At 63.6% G+C, this 13,801-nt stretch carries 13 protein-coding genes; 4 read left to right on the top strand and 9 right to left on the bottom strand.

Going from position 1 to position 13,801, the window contains the following annotated elements:
• Positions 1 to 87 precede the first annotated feature (87 nt).
• Positions 88 to 888, bottom strand: coding sequence for a bifunctional hydroxymethylpyrimidine kinase/phosphomethylpyrimidine kinase (thiD, locus tag GGD61_RS03480; RefSeq protein ID WP_183230188.1), 801 nt, complete (start codon positions 886 to 888; stop codon positions 88 to 90).
• A gap of 352 nt (positions 889 to 1,240) precedes the next feature.
• On the opposite strand from thiD, the gene GGD61_RS03485 reads away from it, so the two are divergent.
• Both GGD61_RS03485 and GGD61_RS03490 read left to right on the top strand, forming a co-directional pair.
• Positions 1,241 to 3,184: a PAS domain S-box protein gene (locus tag GGD61_RS03485; RefSeq protein ID WP_183230190.1), complete on the top strand. Its 1,944-nt coding sequence runs from the start codon at positions 1,241 to 1,243 to the stop codon at positions 3,182 to 3,184.
• Between the two features lie 95 nt (positions 3,185 to 3,279).
• A complete protein-coding gene (locus GGD61_RS03490) occupies positions 3,280 to 3,525 on the top strand; it encodes an Lrp/AsnC family transcriptional regulator (protein ID WP_018317369.1) in 246 nt (81 codons plus the stop codon).
• 1 nt (position 3,526) lies between these two features.
• On the opposite strand, the gene GGD61_RS03495 is transcribed toward GGD61_RS03490, so the two are convergent.
• Positions 3,527 to 4,453, bottom strand: coding sequence for a cytochrome c (locus tag GGD61_RS03495; RefSeq protein WP_183230192.1), 927 nt, complete (start codon positions 4,451 to 4,453; stop codon positions 3,527 to 3,529).
• 155 nt (positions 4,454 to 4,608) lie between these two features.
• Here GGD61_RS03495 and GGD61_RS03500 point away from each other — a divergent pair, with 155 nt between their 5' ends.
• Positions 4,609 to 5,025, top strand: a complete 417-nt coding sequence (locus tag GGD61_RS03500; protein ID WP_018317371.1) for a CHRD domain-containing protein — start codon at positions 4,609 to 4,611, stop codon at positions 5,023 to 5,025.
• 73 nt (positions 5,026 to 5,098) lie between these two features.
• On the opposite strand, the gene GGD61_RS03505 is transcribed toward GGD61_RS03500, so the two are convergent.
• The 5 genes from GGD61_RS03505 to GGD61_RS03525 form a co-directional block, all read right to left on the bottom strand.
• Complete coding sequence (locus tag GGD61_RS03505) at positions 5,099 to 6,382, bottom strand: cystathionine gamma-synthase family protein (protein WP_183230194.1); 1,284 nt, start codon at positions 6,380 to 6,382, stop codon at positions 5,099 to 5,101.
• 305 nt (positions 6,383 to 6,687) lie between these two features.
• Positions 6,688 to 7,137, bottom strand: coding sequence for a cytochrome c (locus GGD61_RS03510; RefSeq protein ID WP_183230196.1), 450 nt, complete (start codon positions 7,135 to 7,137; stop codon positions 6,688 to 6,690).
• 94 nt (positions 7,138 to 7,231) lie between these two features.
• Positions 7,232 to 9,541 (bottom strand): xanthine dehydrogenase family protein molybdopterin-binding subunit, encoded by a 2,310-nt coding sequence (locus GGD61_RS03515; RefSeq protein ID WP_183230198.1) that lies wholly within the window; start codon positions 9,539 to 9,541, stop codon positions 7,232 to 7,234.
• A 161-nt stretch (positions 9,542 to 9,702) separates the two neighbouring features.
• Positions 9,703 to 10,227 carry a GNAT family N-acetyltransferase gene (locus GGD61_RS03520; protein ID WP_183230200.1) on the bottom strand — a complete coding sequence of 175 codons (525 nt, stop codon included), beginning with the start codon at positions 10,225 to 10,227 and terminating at the stop codon, positions 9,703 to 9,705.
• Between the two features lie 35 nt (positions 10,228 to 10,262).
• Positions 10,263 to 10,538, bottom strand: coding sequence for a DUF1127 domain-containing protein (locus GGD61_RS03525; RefSeq protein ID WP_183230202.1), 276 nt, complete (start codon positions 10,536 to 10,538; stop codon positions 10,263 to 10,265).
• Between the two features lie 692 nt (positions 10,539 to 11,230).
• On the opposite strand from GGD61_RS03525, the gene GGD61_RS03530 reads away from it, so the two are divergent.
• Complete coding sequence (locus GGD61_RS03530; RefSeq protein ID WP_177237325.1) at positions 11,231 to 11,380, top strand: hypothetical protein; 150 nt, start codon at positions 11,231 to 11,233, stop codon at positions 11,378 to 11,380.
• A 202-nt stretch (positions 11,381 to 11,582) separates the two neighbouring features.
• On the opposite strand, the gene GGD61_RS03535 is transcribed toward GGD61_RS03530, so the two are convergent.
• Complete coding sequence (locus GGD61_RS03535; RefSeq protein WP_092261218.1) at positions 11,583 to 12,038, bottom strand: DoxX family protein; 456 nt, start codon at positions 12,036 to 12,038, stop codon at positions 11,583 to 11,585.
• A gap of 220 nt (positions 12,039 to 12,258) precedes the next feature.
• Entirely contained in the window at positions 12,259 to 13,785 is a 1,527-nt protein-coding gene (gene murJ, locus GGD61_RS03540; protein WP_183230203.1) for a murein biosynthesis integral membrane protein MurJ, read from the bottom strand.
• Between the last annotated feature and the right edge of the window lie 16 nt (positions 13,786 to 13,801).

Raw genomic sequence — 13,801 nt, forward strand, 5'->3', positions numbered from 1 at the left:
CCTACCCTCCCCCTCCAGGGGAGGGTGAACTACCCACACGAGCAGCGCTGAACAGACGAACGGCTGCGCTCCCGCTGGCCGCCCGCCTCAGTAGAACTTGTGGAAATGATGGACCGGGCCGTGGCCATGACCGACGCTGAAGCGGTCAGCGGCTGCGATGGCCGCGCTGATCCAGGTCTTGGAGTTGCGCACGGCAAGCTCCAGACCTTCGCCCTTGGCGAGCCCCGCCGCGACCGCCGAGGACAGCGAGCAGCCGGTGCCATGGGTGTTGCGTGTGGCAACGCGCGGCGCCGCAAGCGCGATCGTGCTTTCGGACGTGACGAGATAGTCGGTGCTCTCGGCGCCCTCGCCGTGTCCGCCCTTGATCAGGACCGCACCGCAGCCGAGCGCCAGCAGGCGATGCCCCTGGGTTTCGATCTCGGCCTCGCTTGCCGCGATCGGCTCGTCGAGCAGAGCCGCGGCCTCCGGCAGATTGGGCGTGATCACCGACGCCAGCGGTATCAGTTTTGTGCGGAGCGCGTCGACGGCCTCGGATGCCAGCAGGCGGTCGCCGGAGGTCGCCACCATCACGGGATCGAGCACGACGTGCCCCGGCGCCCAGCGCGACAGCGCGGCCGCGATCGCATCGATACTGGCGACCTGGGCCACCATGCCGATCTTCACCGCGCCAATGTCGAGATCGGAAAACACCGCATCGATCTGCGCGGTGACGAACTCGGCCGGCACCGCATGAATGCCGGTGACGCCGCGCGTGTTCTGCGCGGTCAAGGCCGTAATGACGGACGCGCCGTAGACGCCGAGCGCGGCAAACGTCTTCAGGTCGGCCTGGATGCCGGCGCCGCCGCTCGAATCGGAGCCGGCGATGGTGAGTGCGACCGGGGTCGTCATCGCCGGGCACCTTTGCTGGATAAGGACACCGCCATGACCTGTCCTAGCGCGGCCGTGGAACACCGGCAAGCGCGCCGAGCCGCGGCCGATAGTGATTCGCGACGCCGTGCATTCCCTGCGAATCAGGCAAACAGCGGGCCGGCTCGCCCCGCAATCGTGCGGACTTGAAAATGCAACCGCGCCGGACCCTTGGTATAGTCTCGAACCTCACCTGCTTCGCCGAAGAGCGCGAGGTGAGAGTGGAACTGTCCAGCGACACCCATGTTGCGGGCTCCCGGCCCGCAAGCCGCCTGGAACGGAATCTTGGGGTGGGAATGATGTGGGCTTTTTTGAACGTCTTCTCGACTCGTCCATGCTGTCGCCGCACGGCATCTGCCTGTTGTGGGAGCCTGAGCTGATCTGGCTTCACGTCGTTTCCGACGCCTGCATCGCCGCCGCCTATTTTTCGATTCCGTTTGCCCTTGCGATCCTGGTCACCAAGCGGCGCGACCTCAAGTTCGGCTGGGTCTATTGGGCCTTCGCGATTTTCATCATGGCGTGCGGCCTCACCCATGTGCTGTCGATCTACACGCTCTGGGTCCCGGTCTATGGCATCGAGGGCATGGTCAAGGCGGCGACCGCGGTGGCGTCCGTGGTCACGGCTGGCGCGCTCTGGCCGCTGTTGCCGAAGATCCTGACGATCCCCTCGCCGTTCGAGCTGCGGCAGGTCCAGGCCGCGCTCGAGGAGGAGGAGATCAAGAGCCGGGACGCGACGCTGCTGCTCAAGCAGGTCAGCGACGCCCAGCGCGCGATGCGCGAGAGCGTGGCGCGCCTCACCGCGATCGTCGAGACCGCGGTCGACGGGGTCATCCTGCTCGACGCGCAGGACCATATTCTGCTGTTCAATCCGGCCTGCGAGCGCTTGTTCGGCTACTCCGCCGACGAGGTCATGGGCCGGAACGTCAGGATGCTGATGCCCGAGGCGGGCACCGCGCCCGACAGCCACGCAAGGCTTTTCGCGACCGCCGGCGAGGCCATCGGCCTGCGCAAGGACGGTTCGACCTTTCCGATGGACGTGTCGGTCGGCCGGACTCGGCAGGACGGCGAATTGATCTTCGTCGGCATCGTCCACGACCTGACCGCGCGCAAGCTGACCGAGCAGCAGCTCCAGCAGGCGCAGAAGATGGAGACGGTCGGTCAGCTCTCCGGCGGCATCGCCCATGACTTCAACAACCTGCTCACCGTCATCATCGGCAACGCCGAGCATCTGAGCGAGCAGCTCAAGGCGAGGCCCGACCTGCGCCGCTTTTCCGAGGACATCTGCCAGTCGGGCGAACGGGGCGCCGAGCTGACGCAGCGCCTGCTCGCATTCAGTCGCCGCCAGTTGCTGCAGCCCCAGACGATCGATTGCCGCGGCCTGCTCGAGTCCATGTTCAAGCTGCTCAAGCGCACCTTGCGCGAGGACATCGAGATCAGGACGGCTTCCAGGCCCGGCACGATCGTGGCCTTCGCGGATCGGGCCCAGCTCGAATCCGCCGTGCTCAACCTTGCGCTCAATGCGCAGGATGCCATGCCGGCCGGTGGTCATCTGACCCTGAGCACGGAGTTGACGACACTCGACGACGACTATCGCGCCCTTCACCCCGAAGTCGCATCCGGCAGCTATGTGTTGATCTCGATCACCGACGACGGCGAAGGCATGACGCCGGACGTCACCCGGCGCGTGTTCGAGCCGTTCTTCACCACCAAGGAGGTCGGCAAGGGCTCGGGCCTCGGCCTCAGCATGGTCTATGGTTTCGCCAAGCAATCCAATGGCCATGTCACGATCTACAGCGAGCCGGGCCTTGGGACGACGGTCCGGATCTATTTGCCGCGCGCGGACATCGGACCATCGCACACCGAGCTTTCCGATGGCGAGGACGCAGCGCCGCGAGGATATGAGACGATCCTGATCGCCGAGGACGATCCGTTCGTTCGCTCCTCCGCCATTCGCAGGGTGGAAGCTCTCGGATATCGCGTCGTTGCCGCAGTCAACGGCAAGGAGGCGTTGCAGCAGCTGCGTACCGAGCCCGGTATCGACATGCTGTTCACCGACATCGTAATGCCCGGCGGCATGAGCGGCTGGGAGCTCGCCGACCAGGCGCGGCGGATTCGTCCCGGTCTGCCGGTCCTGTTCACCTCGGGCTACGCGCTGGAGACCCTGGTCGAGCAGGGCCACGCGCATGCGCAGGCGATCGTGTTGACCAAGCCCTATCGCAAGGTCGAGCTCGCGCAGCGGCTCAGAGACGCATTCGCCGCGGCCGTGGTGACGTCCTAAACGAGGGACCGGCATCTGGCGGCCGGCAAGTCCGCTTGCTAAATCGGGCCGGGTTTGGCCTATTAGCCGTCAGATACGCTTTCGGAGTGCCCGCGATGGTTCCTTTTTTCGTCCAGATCAAATGCAAGCTCGGCCAGTCCTATACGGTCGCCAATGCGCTTGCCGAAGCCGAGATCGCGTCCGAGATCTACTCCACGGCCGGCCAATATGACCTCCTGGTGAAATTCTACGTCGACAAGGACACCGACATCGGACATTTCGTCAACGAGAAGGTGCAGGTGCTGCCGGGCATCCAGGACACCCTCACCATCATCACCTTCAAGGCGTTCGGCGCCAGCTGAGCTAACCAGCTTCCTTGCGCTTGGGCCGCGGCGGACCCTCGACCGGCGGCAGCGATTTGAGATAGTCCGCCATCGCCGCAATATCCGCGTCGGACAATTGCGAGGTGTTCCTGATCACCCGCCTCATCGCGCCGCCGACGCTGTCGCCGTCGGGCAAGTCGCCGGTCTTGAGCAAATCGGCGATATCCTTGGCGCTCCACTCGCCGAGGCGCTTCTGGGTGATGTTGGGGACCCACCCCTCGCCTTCCGGATTGGGCCCGCCGGCAAAGCGCTCGCCCGAGATGATGCCGCCAAGCGCGTTGCGCGGGCTGTGGCATTCGGCGCAATGGCCAAAACTGTTGACGAGATAGGCGCCGCGATTGAATTGCGGCGACTTGGTGCCGTCGACGACGAAGCGCTTGCCGTCCATGAACAGCAATTTCCAGATGCCGACATTGCGCCGGATATCGAAGGGAAACGGGATATCATGGTCACGCACCTTGCCGGCAACAGACGGCAGCGACTTCAGATAGGCGAAGAGATCGAGCACGTCCTCTCGCCTTGCGTGCTGATAGGACGTATAGGGAAAGGCAGGAAAATAATGCTGCCCGCCTGGCGAAACCCCGTGCATCACCGCGTTGACGAAGTCGGCGTCGGTCCATTTGCCGATGCCGTCGTTCGGATCGGGAGAGATGTTCGGCGCGTAGAACGTTCCGAACGGCGACTTGATCGCGAGGCCGCCACCGAGCTTGACACGGTCGGGCTGGTCCGGAGTGGCATGGCAGGACGCGCAGCCCCCGGCGTTGAACATGGCCTCGCCGTTGGCAAGGTTTGCCACGTGGGCCGGCGCATTGCCCGCGGCCGCCACCACCGGCGCGCTGAGCCACCAATAGACCACGGCAGCAGTGACCGCGGCGAGCAGCCCCGCGAGAATTGTTCGTTGCAACATGCGGATCCATTCACTCGTCGCGGAGAATCTAAGACTGATGCCGTCGCAACTCCAACCACGAAGAATTTAGCCAGCCCCGGCCGGAAACGGGAATAAACTGAAACGCCGGCTGTTGAAAGTTTGGCAGCCCGAACGGGCTCAGCAGGGAGAATGTCATGAACAAGACCGTCATTGCCGCCTTAGCGCTCGGTGCCGTTGCTTTTGCCGGCCCGGCCAGCGCCGAAAAGCTGAAAGCAACGCTCGACGGCAAGTCCGAGGTGCCGGCAACGACCACCAGCGGCACCGGAACCGCCGATCTGGACTATGATGCCGCCAGCAAGAAGCTGTCGTGGACCGTCACCTATTCCGGGCTCTCCGGGCCCGCCACCGCCGCGCATTTCCACGGCCCGGCCGAGGCCGGCAAGAACGCAGGCGTGGCCGTTGCGATCCCGAATGCGGCCGCGAGCCCGGTCAAGGGCGAAGCGACGCTCACCGACGCGCAGGCCGCCGATCTGCTCGGCGGCAAGCTCTACATTAACATCCACACCGCGGCGAACCCGGGCGGCGAGATCCGCGGCCAGGTGACGAAGTAAGCCGCGACGCTGCTTCGTTGCGTGAAGGCCGGGCGCAGGAGGGGCGTCCGGCCTTTTCGATTCCGGCCGCGCCTTAAGCCGCGTTCAGCGCCTGCGTGAGGTCGGCAATCAGGTCGGAGGGATTCTCGATGCCGATCGACAGCCGGATCGTGGAATCGAGCACGCCGATTTTCCGGCGGATGTCGGCGGGAACGCCGGAATGGGTCATGGTCGCAGGCAGGCTGGCGAGCGATTCCGTGCCGCCGAGACTGACCGCCAGCTTGAGGATCTGCAGTGCGTTGAGGAATTTGACCGCAGCGTCCTTGCCGCCGACGATGTCGAACGAGAAGGTGGATCCCGCCCCCAGGCATTGCCGCGCGAACACACGCCCGGCCGGCGAGGCCTCCTCGTGATGACCGAGATAGTGGACCTTGGCCACCTTGGGGTGATCGCGCAAATAGTCCGCCACGAGGCGCGCATTCGCATCGGCTTTTTCCATGCGCAGGCTCAGAGTCTCGAGCGAGCGGTTGATCATCCAGCAGGAATGCGGATCGAGCTGGGTCCCGATGGCGCCCCGGAGCGCCTTGATGCCTTTCATCAGCGCCTTCGAGCCGAGCGCGGCGCCCGCGATCAGATCGGAATGACCACCGACGTACTTCGTGAGCGAGTAGAGGGAAATGTCGGCGCCGTGCTCGATCGGCCGCTGAAACACCGGTCCGAGCAGCGTGTTGTCGCAGGCGATGATCGGCGTGTGTCCCTGGGACTTGCCGATAGCGTCGGCGATGCGGCGGATCATGGCGACATCGACCAGGCCGTTGGTCGGGTTGGCCGGGGTCTCGATCAGGATCATCGAAACGCGGCCCTTGGCCATGGCCTCCTCCGAGGCCTGCTTGACGGCGGCTTCGTCGATCCCGTCGGCAAAGCCGACGGCGCCGATCGACAGGCGGGCCAGCGTGTTCGTCAGCAGCGTTTCCGTCCCGCCATAGAGCGGCTGCGAGTGCAGGATGACGTCGCCCGGGCGAACGAAAGCCAGGATCGTGGTGGCGATGGCCGCCATGCCGGACGAGAACAGCGCGCAGCTCTCGGTGCGCTCGTAGATCGAGAGCCTGTCCTCGACGATCTCGCTGTTGGGATGGTTGAAGCGCGAATAGACCAGACCCGCACCCATGCCTTCCGGCGGCTCGCGCCGACCGGCGACGAAATCGAAAAAGTCCTGCCCGTCATCGGCCGTCCTAAACACGAAGGTAGAGGTCAGGAACACCGGCGGCTTGATGGCACCTTCCGACAGTTGCGGATCATAGCCATAGGTCAGCATCAGAGTTTCAGGGTGCAGCATGTGATTGCCGATGTGGGTCTTCGACGGAAACGGTTTTGCCATGGCCTGTCTCGCTGTTGATTGGGGTCTTCGCCGCGCGTTGGAACTCCTGATGTAATGAGGCAGTCGGGAAAGAGGTGCGCCTCGTCGCATCAACGCCACGGCCGTTGGCTCGAAGATAGCTGCTCCGGCAGCGATCCGTCAGACCTTGCGCACAGAAAAAGGGCGGTCGCTTTCGCAACCACCCTTCATAATTCCAATGCAGTATGTAGCCCGGACGAGCGAAGCGACATCCGGGACAGACTATCAACTCGGCTGGACTCCCCGGATATCGCTTCGCTCATCCGGGCAAGGGACTCTGTAACCCGCTATTTCAACTTCACCCGATAGGTCTCGTGGCAATCGTTGCAGCGATCATTGATCGCGGTATAGGCCGCCTTCAGGCTCGCGACGTCGGTGATCTTGCCTTTGGCGTCGGTGATCGCCTTCTGCACCGGAGGAATCTTGGAGTCGAAATCGGCCTTGTTCTGCCAGACCTTTTGCGAGGCACCGTACGTCGCGTTCACCACGTCCTGCTTCGGATTGACCTCGAAGGTCTTGGCGATCTTGGCGACGTCGGCCTCGATGCTGGCAATGGCCTGATCGGCAGCCTTCCGGTCGAAGGGGATATCGCCCTTCGTCATCTTCTGGATGACGCCATACTGGTTCTTGGCGATCGAGCGCATCAGATTGTCCTGCTGGACGGCAATCTCCTGTTGCGCCATCACGGCGCCGGCCCCCAGCAAAAGGGTGCCCGCGACAATCATCGTTCTTTTCATTGGCTAACGTCTCCGGCTCGCAGAGGTGAGGATGGGCCCATCCATGGATAGAACCCCGCAGCGGGCGTTTATTCCCGCCGCGGAAGAATCCCGCCTAGAGGCTGTGGCGGCGATGGTGCTCGCTGATGGCGATCCACACCCGCTCGGGGGTCGCGGGCATGTCGATGTGGTCGATCTTGTACTCGCGCCAGAGGGCGTCGACGATGGCGTTGACGACGGCCGGACAGGAGCCGATTGCGCCGGCTTCGCCCGCCCCCTTCACGCCCAGCGGATTGGTCTTGCAGGGCACGTTGGCGGTCTCGAACACGAAAGCCGGCCCGTCCGCCGCGCGCGGCAGTGCATAGTCCATGAAGGTCGCGGTGATGAGCTGGCCGTCATTGGGCCCATAAACCACCTGCTCCATCAGCGCCTGGCCGATGCCCTGCATGGCGCCGCCATGCACCTGGCCGGCCAGCAGCAGCGGGTTGAGCGTCTTGCCGAAATCGTCGACGATCACGTAGTTGACGATTCTGATGATGCCGGTGGCCGGATCGATCTCGACCTCCGCCAGATGCGTCCCGTTCGGGTAAGTGCCGTCGGCACTGGCGAAGGTCGCGCTGCCGTTCAGCTTCGACGGATCGGCGCCGGGCCGCTTGGCAAGGTCGGCGAAGGAGATCGAGCGGTCAGTGCCGGCGATCCGGATCACGCCATCGGTGATCTCGAGGTCGCCCGCACTTGCTTCCAGCGCTTGCGCGGCGAGCTCCTTCAGCTTCTTGCCGAGATCGCCCGCAGCACGCTCCACGCAGACGCCGCCGGTGGGAATCGAGGCCGAGCCGCCGGTGCCGAGGCCGGTCGCGATCTCGTCGGTGTCGCCCTGACGGATATGCACCCGCTCCGGCGGCAGGCCGAATTGCTCGGCGACGATCTGCGCATAGGCGGTCTGATGGCCCTGCCCGCTCGATTGCGTGCCGATCAGCACGGTGACGTCGCCACTGGGATCGAGACGGACGTTGGCCGTCTCCTCACCCATCACGCCGCAGATCTCGACGTAGCTCGCAAGACCGATGCCGCGGATCAGCCCGTTCTTCTTGGCCGCCTTGGCGCGCTTGCCAAATTCCTTCCACTCGGCGATCTCCATCGCGCGCTTGAGATGCGCGGCGAAATCGCCGGAATCATAGACCTTGCCCGTCGCGGTCTTGTAAGGCAGCGCCTTCGGCGGAATGAAATTCTTGCGACGGATGGCATCGGGCGTCATGTCGAGCTTTCGCGCGCAGGCGTCGACGAGACGTTCGATGACGTAGGCCGCCTCCGGCCGCCCGGCGCCGCGATAGGCATCGACCGGCACGCTGTGCGTGAAGATGGTGCGCACCCGGCAGTGGAAGGCCTGGATGTCGTAGAGGCCCGGCAGCATGCCCGCGCCGCCATGCGGGATGTAGGGGCCGAAAGTCGACAGATACGCGCCCATGTCGCCCATCAGGTCGCAGTCCATGGCGAGGAACTTGCCGTCCTCGGCCAGCGCCATCTTCGCAGTGGTGACGTTGTCGCGGCCCTGCGCATCGCCCAGGAAATGCTCGGAGCGATCTGCCGCCCACTTCACCGCCTTCTTCAGTTTTCGCGCGGCGACCGCCATCAGGGCGTATTCCCGATACGGAAACAGCTTCGTGCCGAAGCCGCCGCCGACATCGGGGCAGATCACCCGCATCTTGTCGGTGGGGATGTTGAGCACGTTCTGACAGAGGATGTCGCGCAGGCGATGGCTGCCCTGGCTGCCGATCGTCAGTGTCAGATGGTCGCGCTTGGCGTCATATTCGCAGACCGCTGCGCGCGTTTCCAGGAAGCTGGCAACCACGCGCGGATTGACGATGGCAATCTCGGCGACCGCATGCGCCTTGGCGAAAGCAGCTTCCGTCGCCGCCTTGTCGCCGATCGAGACGTCGAACAGCACGTTGCCGGCCTTGTCCGGCCAGACCTGCGGCGCGCCTTTCTTCACGGCATTGACGACGCCGGTCACAGCCGGGAGCTGGCTCCATTTGACCTCGATCGCCTCGATCGCATCGCGCGCCTGGTCGATGGTCTCGGCGACGACGAAGGCGACGGCATCGCCGACGTGGCGCACCTCGTCCTTGGCCAGGATCGGGTATGGCGGGCCGGTGAACGGATCGGTCTCGAGGTTGAACAGGCAGGGCAGATTGCCGAGATCCTTGACGTCATCGGCGGTCAGGATCAGCGCTACCCCGGGCAAGCCGCGGGCGCGGCTCACATCGATGGTGTATTTGGCATGCGCGTGCGGCGAGCGCAGCATCAGGCAGCGGAGCGCAGCCTGCGGCGCGTAATCGTCGGTATAGCGGCCCTTGCCGCGGATGAGCGCGTCATCCTCCTTGCGCAGCACGCTTTGGCCAACGCCGAACTTGATGGGAGCCGCCATTTTATCTTCCCGTTCTCATGGTTGTTTTGCCGGGCATATTGCCGTGGAAAAACCGGCAAGGCAAACGGCTTTAGGCGGGCCGTTTCCCATTGGGGCCGATGATTCGAAGCCACCCCCGACAGTTCTGGCGCGGCCAGGTCGGACAGCCGTGGGAAACGGCGTTAACGGCTGAATTTCCTGACCATAAAGTACTTGTCGTAGGTGGCCTCTCCTATGCGGACGGCAGCGGGATCGGTACCGTAGATTTCAAAGCCGTTACGCTTGTAGGTGTTGATTGCAGCGGTCGATTCGAGCAGGACGGCGAGATGCACCTGCTCGACGCGTGTCTCGGCATGGGCAAGAAGCTCCTTGATGAGCCGATCTCCGACCCCTTTACCTCGGCTCTCCTCCCTCACGTAAACCGTGAAGATGTTGCCCCTGTGCTGCGATCGCCGATCTGACGATACGTAGAAGCCCGCGACGCCCATCAAGCTCCCGCATCGAAATGCGCCGAGGATCATTCCATCCAGCCAACGGCGATAAGCCGCCATCATCGGCTCCCCGCCCGCATCCTCTTCAGCAGAACCAAACGTTTGAGGGTGCATCTGAAGTGCCTGCGCGCGAATGTCGCGAAAAAGATCGAGATCATCGACATTCAATCGTCGGATTTCCACGTCCGCCTGAGCACCGGCAGCATGCGATATCATGATCGCCTCCTCTCCTTGTCGCAGTGAAGAATCCGTCACATCCCGCCACGGCCCCACAGAGTCCTCGTGCTGTCTCTTAATCTCTCGATGGCGCGTTCAGGCGCGATGCAATCGATATCGCCGCGCGTCAGACCGATATCGATCAGCTCCCTGTCGCTGAGATCCTGCAAGGCGACCCCTGCGCGCGGCCGCCAATCCTGAAACGCCCGCCAGTATCGCCTGAGCAGGCTCTGGACGATGGAGAGGTCGAGGCCACGCCTTGCGGCGTCGACCTCCGTCGCGGCTGTGATGTTGGTCTGTTGTGGTGGCATCGGATGCTCCTGCTGTTGAGCCGGCAGGGAGCGTGGCCAAACAAAAGGCCCCGTCCGATGCCGGCGGGGCCTGGTGGAAAAGATGTCGTCGTCGAATTGCTAGCGCACGACTCCTTCCACGGCCCAGCCGAAGCGGGTCATGTGGTTGCGGTTGACGGTGCGCGAGCATTTAATCATGCAGCGCGTATAGCACGCCGATCGCGCAAAATCAAGAGATGTGCCGATGTCCGTTGCACCCTGGGGGCGAGCACCTGCTTGCCTAGCCGCGCTCGAGCGAGACAAGCCAGCTGCGGCCAACAGGATGAGATCGCGAGAGCATGGACAATCGTGCCGCCAACGGCGAGCAGGACGAGTGTCAACTCGTCATGGAAATGCATCGAGGCGAAAGCTGAACCGCAATTAGCCAGAACGATGCGGCGAGGATGATCCCGGTCAGCAGTAATTTGGCGAGCGACATCAGCTAGGCACGGTCAAGCACGAGAAAGCCGCGCCGCGCGGCAAAGAAGAGCACCAGCAGCAGAATGGTCCAGCTTTCCGGCGTACACTCAGACGCCGTGCTTAGGCGATGTCATGGCGAGCTAACGGTTCTTCCGAGTGTTTCAGCATCTTGCCACTTTTAAGAGGACTTGTCGGGTGGGTTCAGATCGGCAACACTGCTTGGATTTCCAGTAATTGCTTTGATGGGTGTCCTCATGCCCGAAACATTGGAAATCCTGTTGTGGTGTGCCGCGCTCGCGACGTGGCTGATGCTTTCCTTCAGGATAATAAGCGAGCGCCTGAAGCCGCTCTCAAATCTCGTCAGCCATCTGCTCGAAGTTGCTTTCAGGCACAAGGCGAAGTGACGTAGTAACGGCCGCAAAGGCACGGCTTGGCAGCTGCCGAGCTGGCACAGCTGCGCCTCGCGTTGATGGCGTCAAGACGAACGGACCAAGCGGCACATCGTGCGGCTGCAACCTCTCGCAACCCTACTGGGGCCGACGATGCTCACTCGAAGCAAGTTATTGGCTATCAGGCTGAGGAAACGGCTGAAACGAACAACGCTGCTTAGCCTGCCAGCCTCCGATCGAGGGAGAACCGGCCTCCTCCGGTGACCAGGATCAACAGAGCGCCTCCTGATATCGAGATGTTCTTCAGGAAATTATTGTACTGCCCGATCTGTTGCGGACCGGCGGGATATTCCCAGTAACGATGTGCGATTGCAGTCGCCGACAATACAAACAGAAAGATCAAAATTGCGCAGTAGCGCGTACCAATGCCGAGTATCAAACCAACCGATATCAGTATTTCCAGGATGACGGTGGTCGTCGTGAACAGCTGCGGCACTGGAAGGTTGAGCGACCGAAAATAGCCCACTGAGCCACTGAAGTTGGAAAGTGCTCCATACACGCTTCCAACAAACACCCATGCAAGCAGGATGCGGCCGATCAGGATCAGCAGGTCGGCATTGCTGGTGGCGAACTGGTCGATCCGAGATGTGGACCAGGGAGAGCGAAATGACATGGTCACTGCCTCATCGCGTTGCTACCTGAGGACGGTACCTGAATATCGTATCACGATTGGCGAACCGCATGAAGGCCGCCCCGCGAGGCATGACGCACTGTAGACCCCTGGTGCATCCGAGGCCCAACAAACGGTCCATCCGCTCACGGCGTTGGCCGCGTTCAAAGCGATTCTTCGGCGCGGTGACGGCGGGCTAGGCGTGTTGGCTTTCGGCACACGCCTAGCCGCGCACCAGCGAGACCAGCCAGCTGCGGCCGAACAGGATGAGGATCGCAAGCGCGTAGACGATCGTGCCACCGACGGCCAGTAGGACCAGTGTCAACTCGTCGTGGAAGCGCATCGAGGCGAGAGCTGAAGCGCTGAAGTGCGCGATCAGCCAGAAGGCGGCGGCGAGAATGATCCCTGTCAGCAGGAATTTGGCCAGCGACATCAGCCAGGCGCGGTCGAGCACGAGAAAGCCGCGCCGCACGGCGAAGAACAGCACCAGCAGCAGATTGGTCCAGACGCCGATGGCGGTCGCGAGCGCAAGTCCGATCTGCGCGAGCGTCCCCATCAAGGCAAACTTCAGCGCGACGTTGACGGCGATGCCGGTCAGCGACGCCCGCACCGGCGTCGCCGTATCCTTGCGCGCATAGAAGGTCGCAACCGCGCTGCGGATCAGCACGAACGGGATCAGGCCGATGGCGTAGGCTGCGAGCGTGCCGCCGGCGGCGACCGCGTCGGCCTTGGAGAACGCGCCGCGCGCGAATAGCGCGCGCATGATCTCGTCGGGCACGGTGAGGAACGCGGCCACGAACGGGATCGAGAACAGCAGCGTGAAATCGAAAGCGCGGCGTTGCGCCTTCATCGCACCGTCATGGTCGTTGGCGGTGATCCGCCGCGACATCTCCGGCAGCAGCACGGTGCCGATGGCGATGCCGATCACGCCAATGGGGAGTTGGTTGAGCCGGTCGGCGTAATAGAGCGCCGACAGCGCGCCGGCCGGCAGGAAGGTCGCGATGATGGTGTCGGCGAACAGCGCCACCTGCGTGCCCATCGAGCCCAGCGTCGCGGGGCCGAGTGCCTTGAAGAAGCCGCGGACGTCTTCGTCGAGCTTGAGCGGCGCAAACCGCGGCAGACCGCCATGGCGGGCGAGATCGCCGGCGAGCAGGAAATATTGCAGGAAACCGGAGATCAGGACGCCCCAGGCCGCGGCGTGGCCCGCGCTCGGAAACCAGACGGCGACCGCCAGCGTCATCATCATCGAAACGTTCAGGAAGATCGAGGCGGCCGCGGCGCTGGCAAAGCGCTGCATCACGTTGAGCATGCCGCCATAGAGGGTCACCAGCGTGATCAGCAGGAGATAGGGAAAGGTGATCCGGGTCAGCTCGATCGCGAGCTTGCGCTGCTCGGCATCCTCACCGAAGCCCGGCGCGAGGATACTCATGGCCTGCGGCATGAACAGCCAGGCGACGATCAACAGCGCCACCTGCGAGGCCAGCAGCAGCGTGAAGATGCGGTCGGCGAACAGGCGCGCCGCCGCCGCGCCCTTTTCGCCATGGACATGCGCATAGGCCGGCACCCAGGCGGCGTTGAAGGCGCCCTCGGCGAAGATCGCGCGAAAATGATTGGGCAGCCGGAGGGCGACGAAAAAGGCGTCGGCCACGGGGCCGGCGCCGAGGATCGCCGCGAGCATGATGTCGCGGGCAAACCCCGTCAGCCGCGAGAGCAGCGTGTAACCACCGACCGTGAAGATGCGTCCGAGCATGCGTCTGTTTTAGAGA

This window comes from Bradyrhizobium sp. SBR1B (assembly GCF_014198205.1).
Taxonomy (GTDB): Bacteria; Pseudomonadota; Alphaproteobacteria; order Rhizobiales; family Xanthobacteraceae; genus Bradyrhizobium.

What these genes read in the sequence shown, in the direction of transcription:
- murJ (WP_183230203.1), bottom strand. Translation starts at nt 13,785, where the DNA reads ATGCTCGGACGCATCTTCACGGTCGGTGGTTACACGCTGCTCTCGCGG.
- GGD61_RS03495 (WP_183230192.1), bottom strand. Translation starts at nt 4,453, where the DNA reads ATGTTGCAACGAACAATTCTCGCGGGGCTGCTCGCCGCGGTCACTGCT.
- GGD61_RS03510 (WP_183230196.1), bottom strand. Translation starts at nt 7,137, where the DNA reads ATGAAAAGAACGATGATTGTCGCGGGCACCCTTTTGCTGGGGGCCGGC.
- GGD61_RS03490 (WP_018317369.1), top strand. Translation starts at nt 3,280, where the DNA reads ATGGTTCCTTTTTTCGTCCAGATCAAATGCAAGCTCGGCCAGTCCTAT.
- GGD61_RS03525 (WP_183230202.1), bottom strand. Translation starts at nt 10,538, where the DNA reads ATGCCACCACAACAGACCAACATCACAGCCGCGACGGAGGTCGACGCC.
- GGD61_RS03515 (WP_183230198.1), bottom strand. Translation starts at nt 9,541, where the DNA reads ATGGCGGCTCCCATCAAGTTCGGCGTTGGCCAAAGCGTGCTGCGCAAG.
- GGD61_RS03485 (WP_183230190.1), top strand. Translation starts at nt 1,241, where the DNA reads ATGCTGTCGCCGCACGGCATCTGCCTGTTGTGGGAGCCTGAGCTGATC.
- GGD61_RS03500 (WP_018317371.1), top strand. Translation starts at nt 4,609, where the DNA reads ATGAACAAGACCGTCATTGCCGCCTTAGCGCTCGGTGCCGTTGCTTTT.
- GGD61_RS03535 (WP_092261218.1), bottom strand. Translation starts at nt 12,038, where the DNA reads ATGTCATTTCGCTCTCCCTGGTCCACATCTCGGATCGACCAGTTCGCC.
- GGD61_RS03505 (WP_183230194.1), bottom strand. Translation starts at nt 6,382, where the DNA reads ATGGCAAAACCGTTTCCGTCGAAGACCCACATCGGCAATCACATGCTG.
- GGD61_RS03530 (WP_177237325.1), top strand. Translation starts at nt 11,231, where the DNA reads ATGCCCGAAACATTGGAAATCCTGTTGTGGTGTGCCGCGCTCGCGACG.
- thiD (WP_183230188.1), bottom strand. Translation starts at nt 888, where the DNA reads ATGACGACCCCGGTCGCACTCACCATCGCCGGCTCCGATTCGAGCGGC.
- GGD61_RS03520 (WP_183230200.1), bottom strand. Translation starts at nt 10,227, where the DNA reads ATGATATCGCATGCTGCCGGTGCTCAGGCGGACGTGGAAATCCGACGA.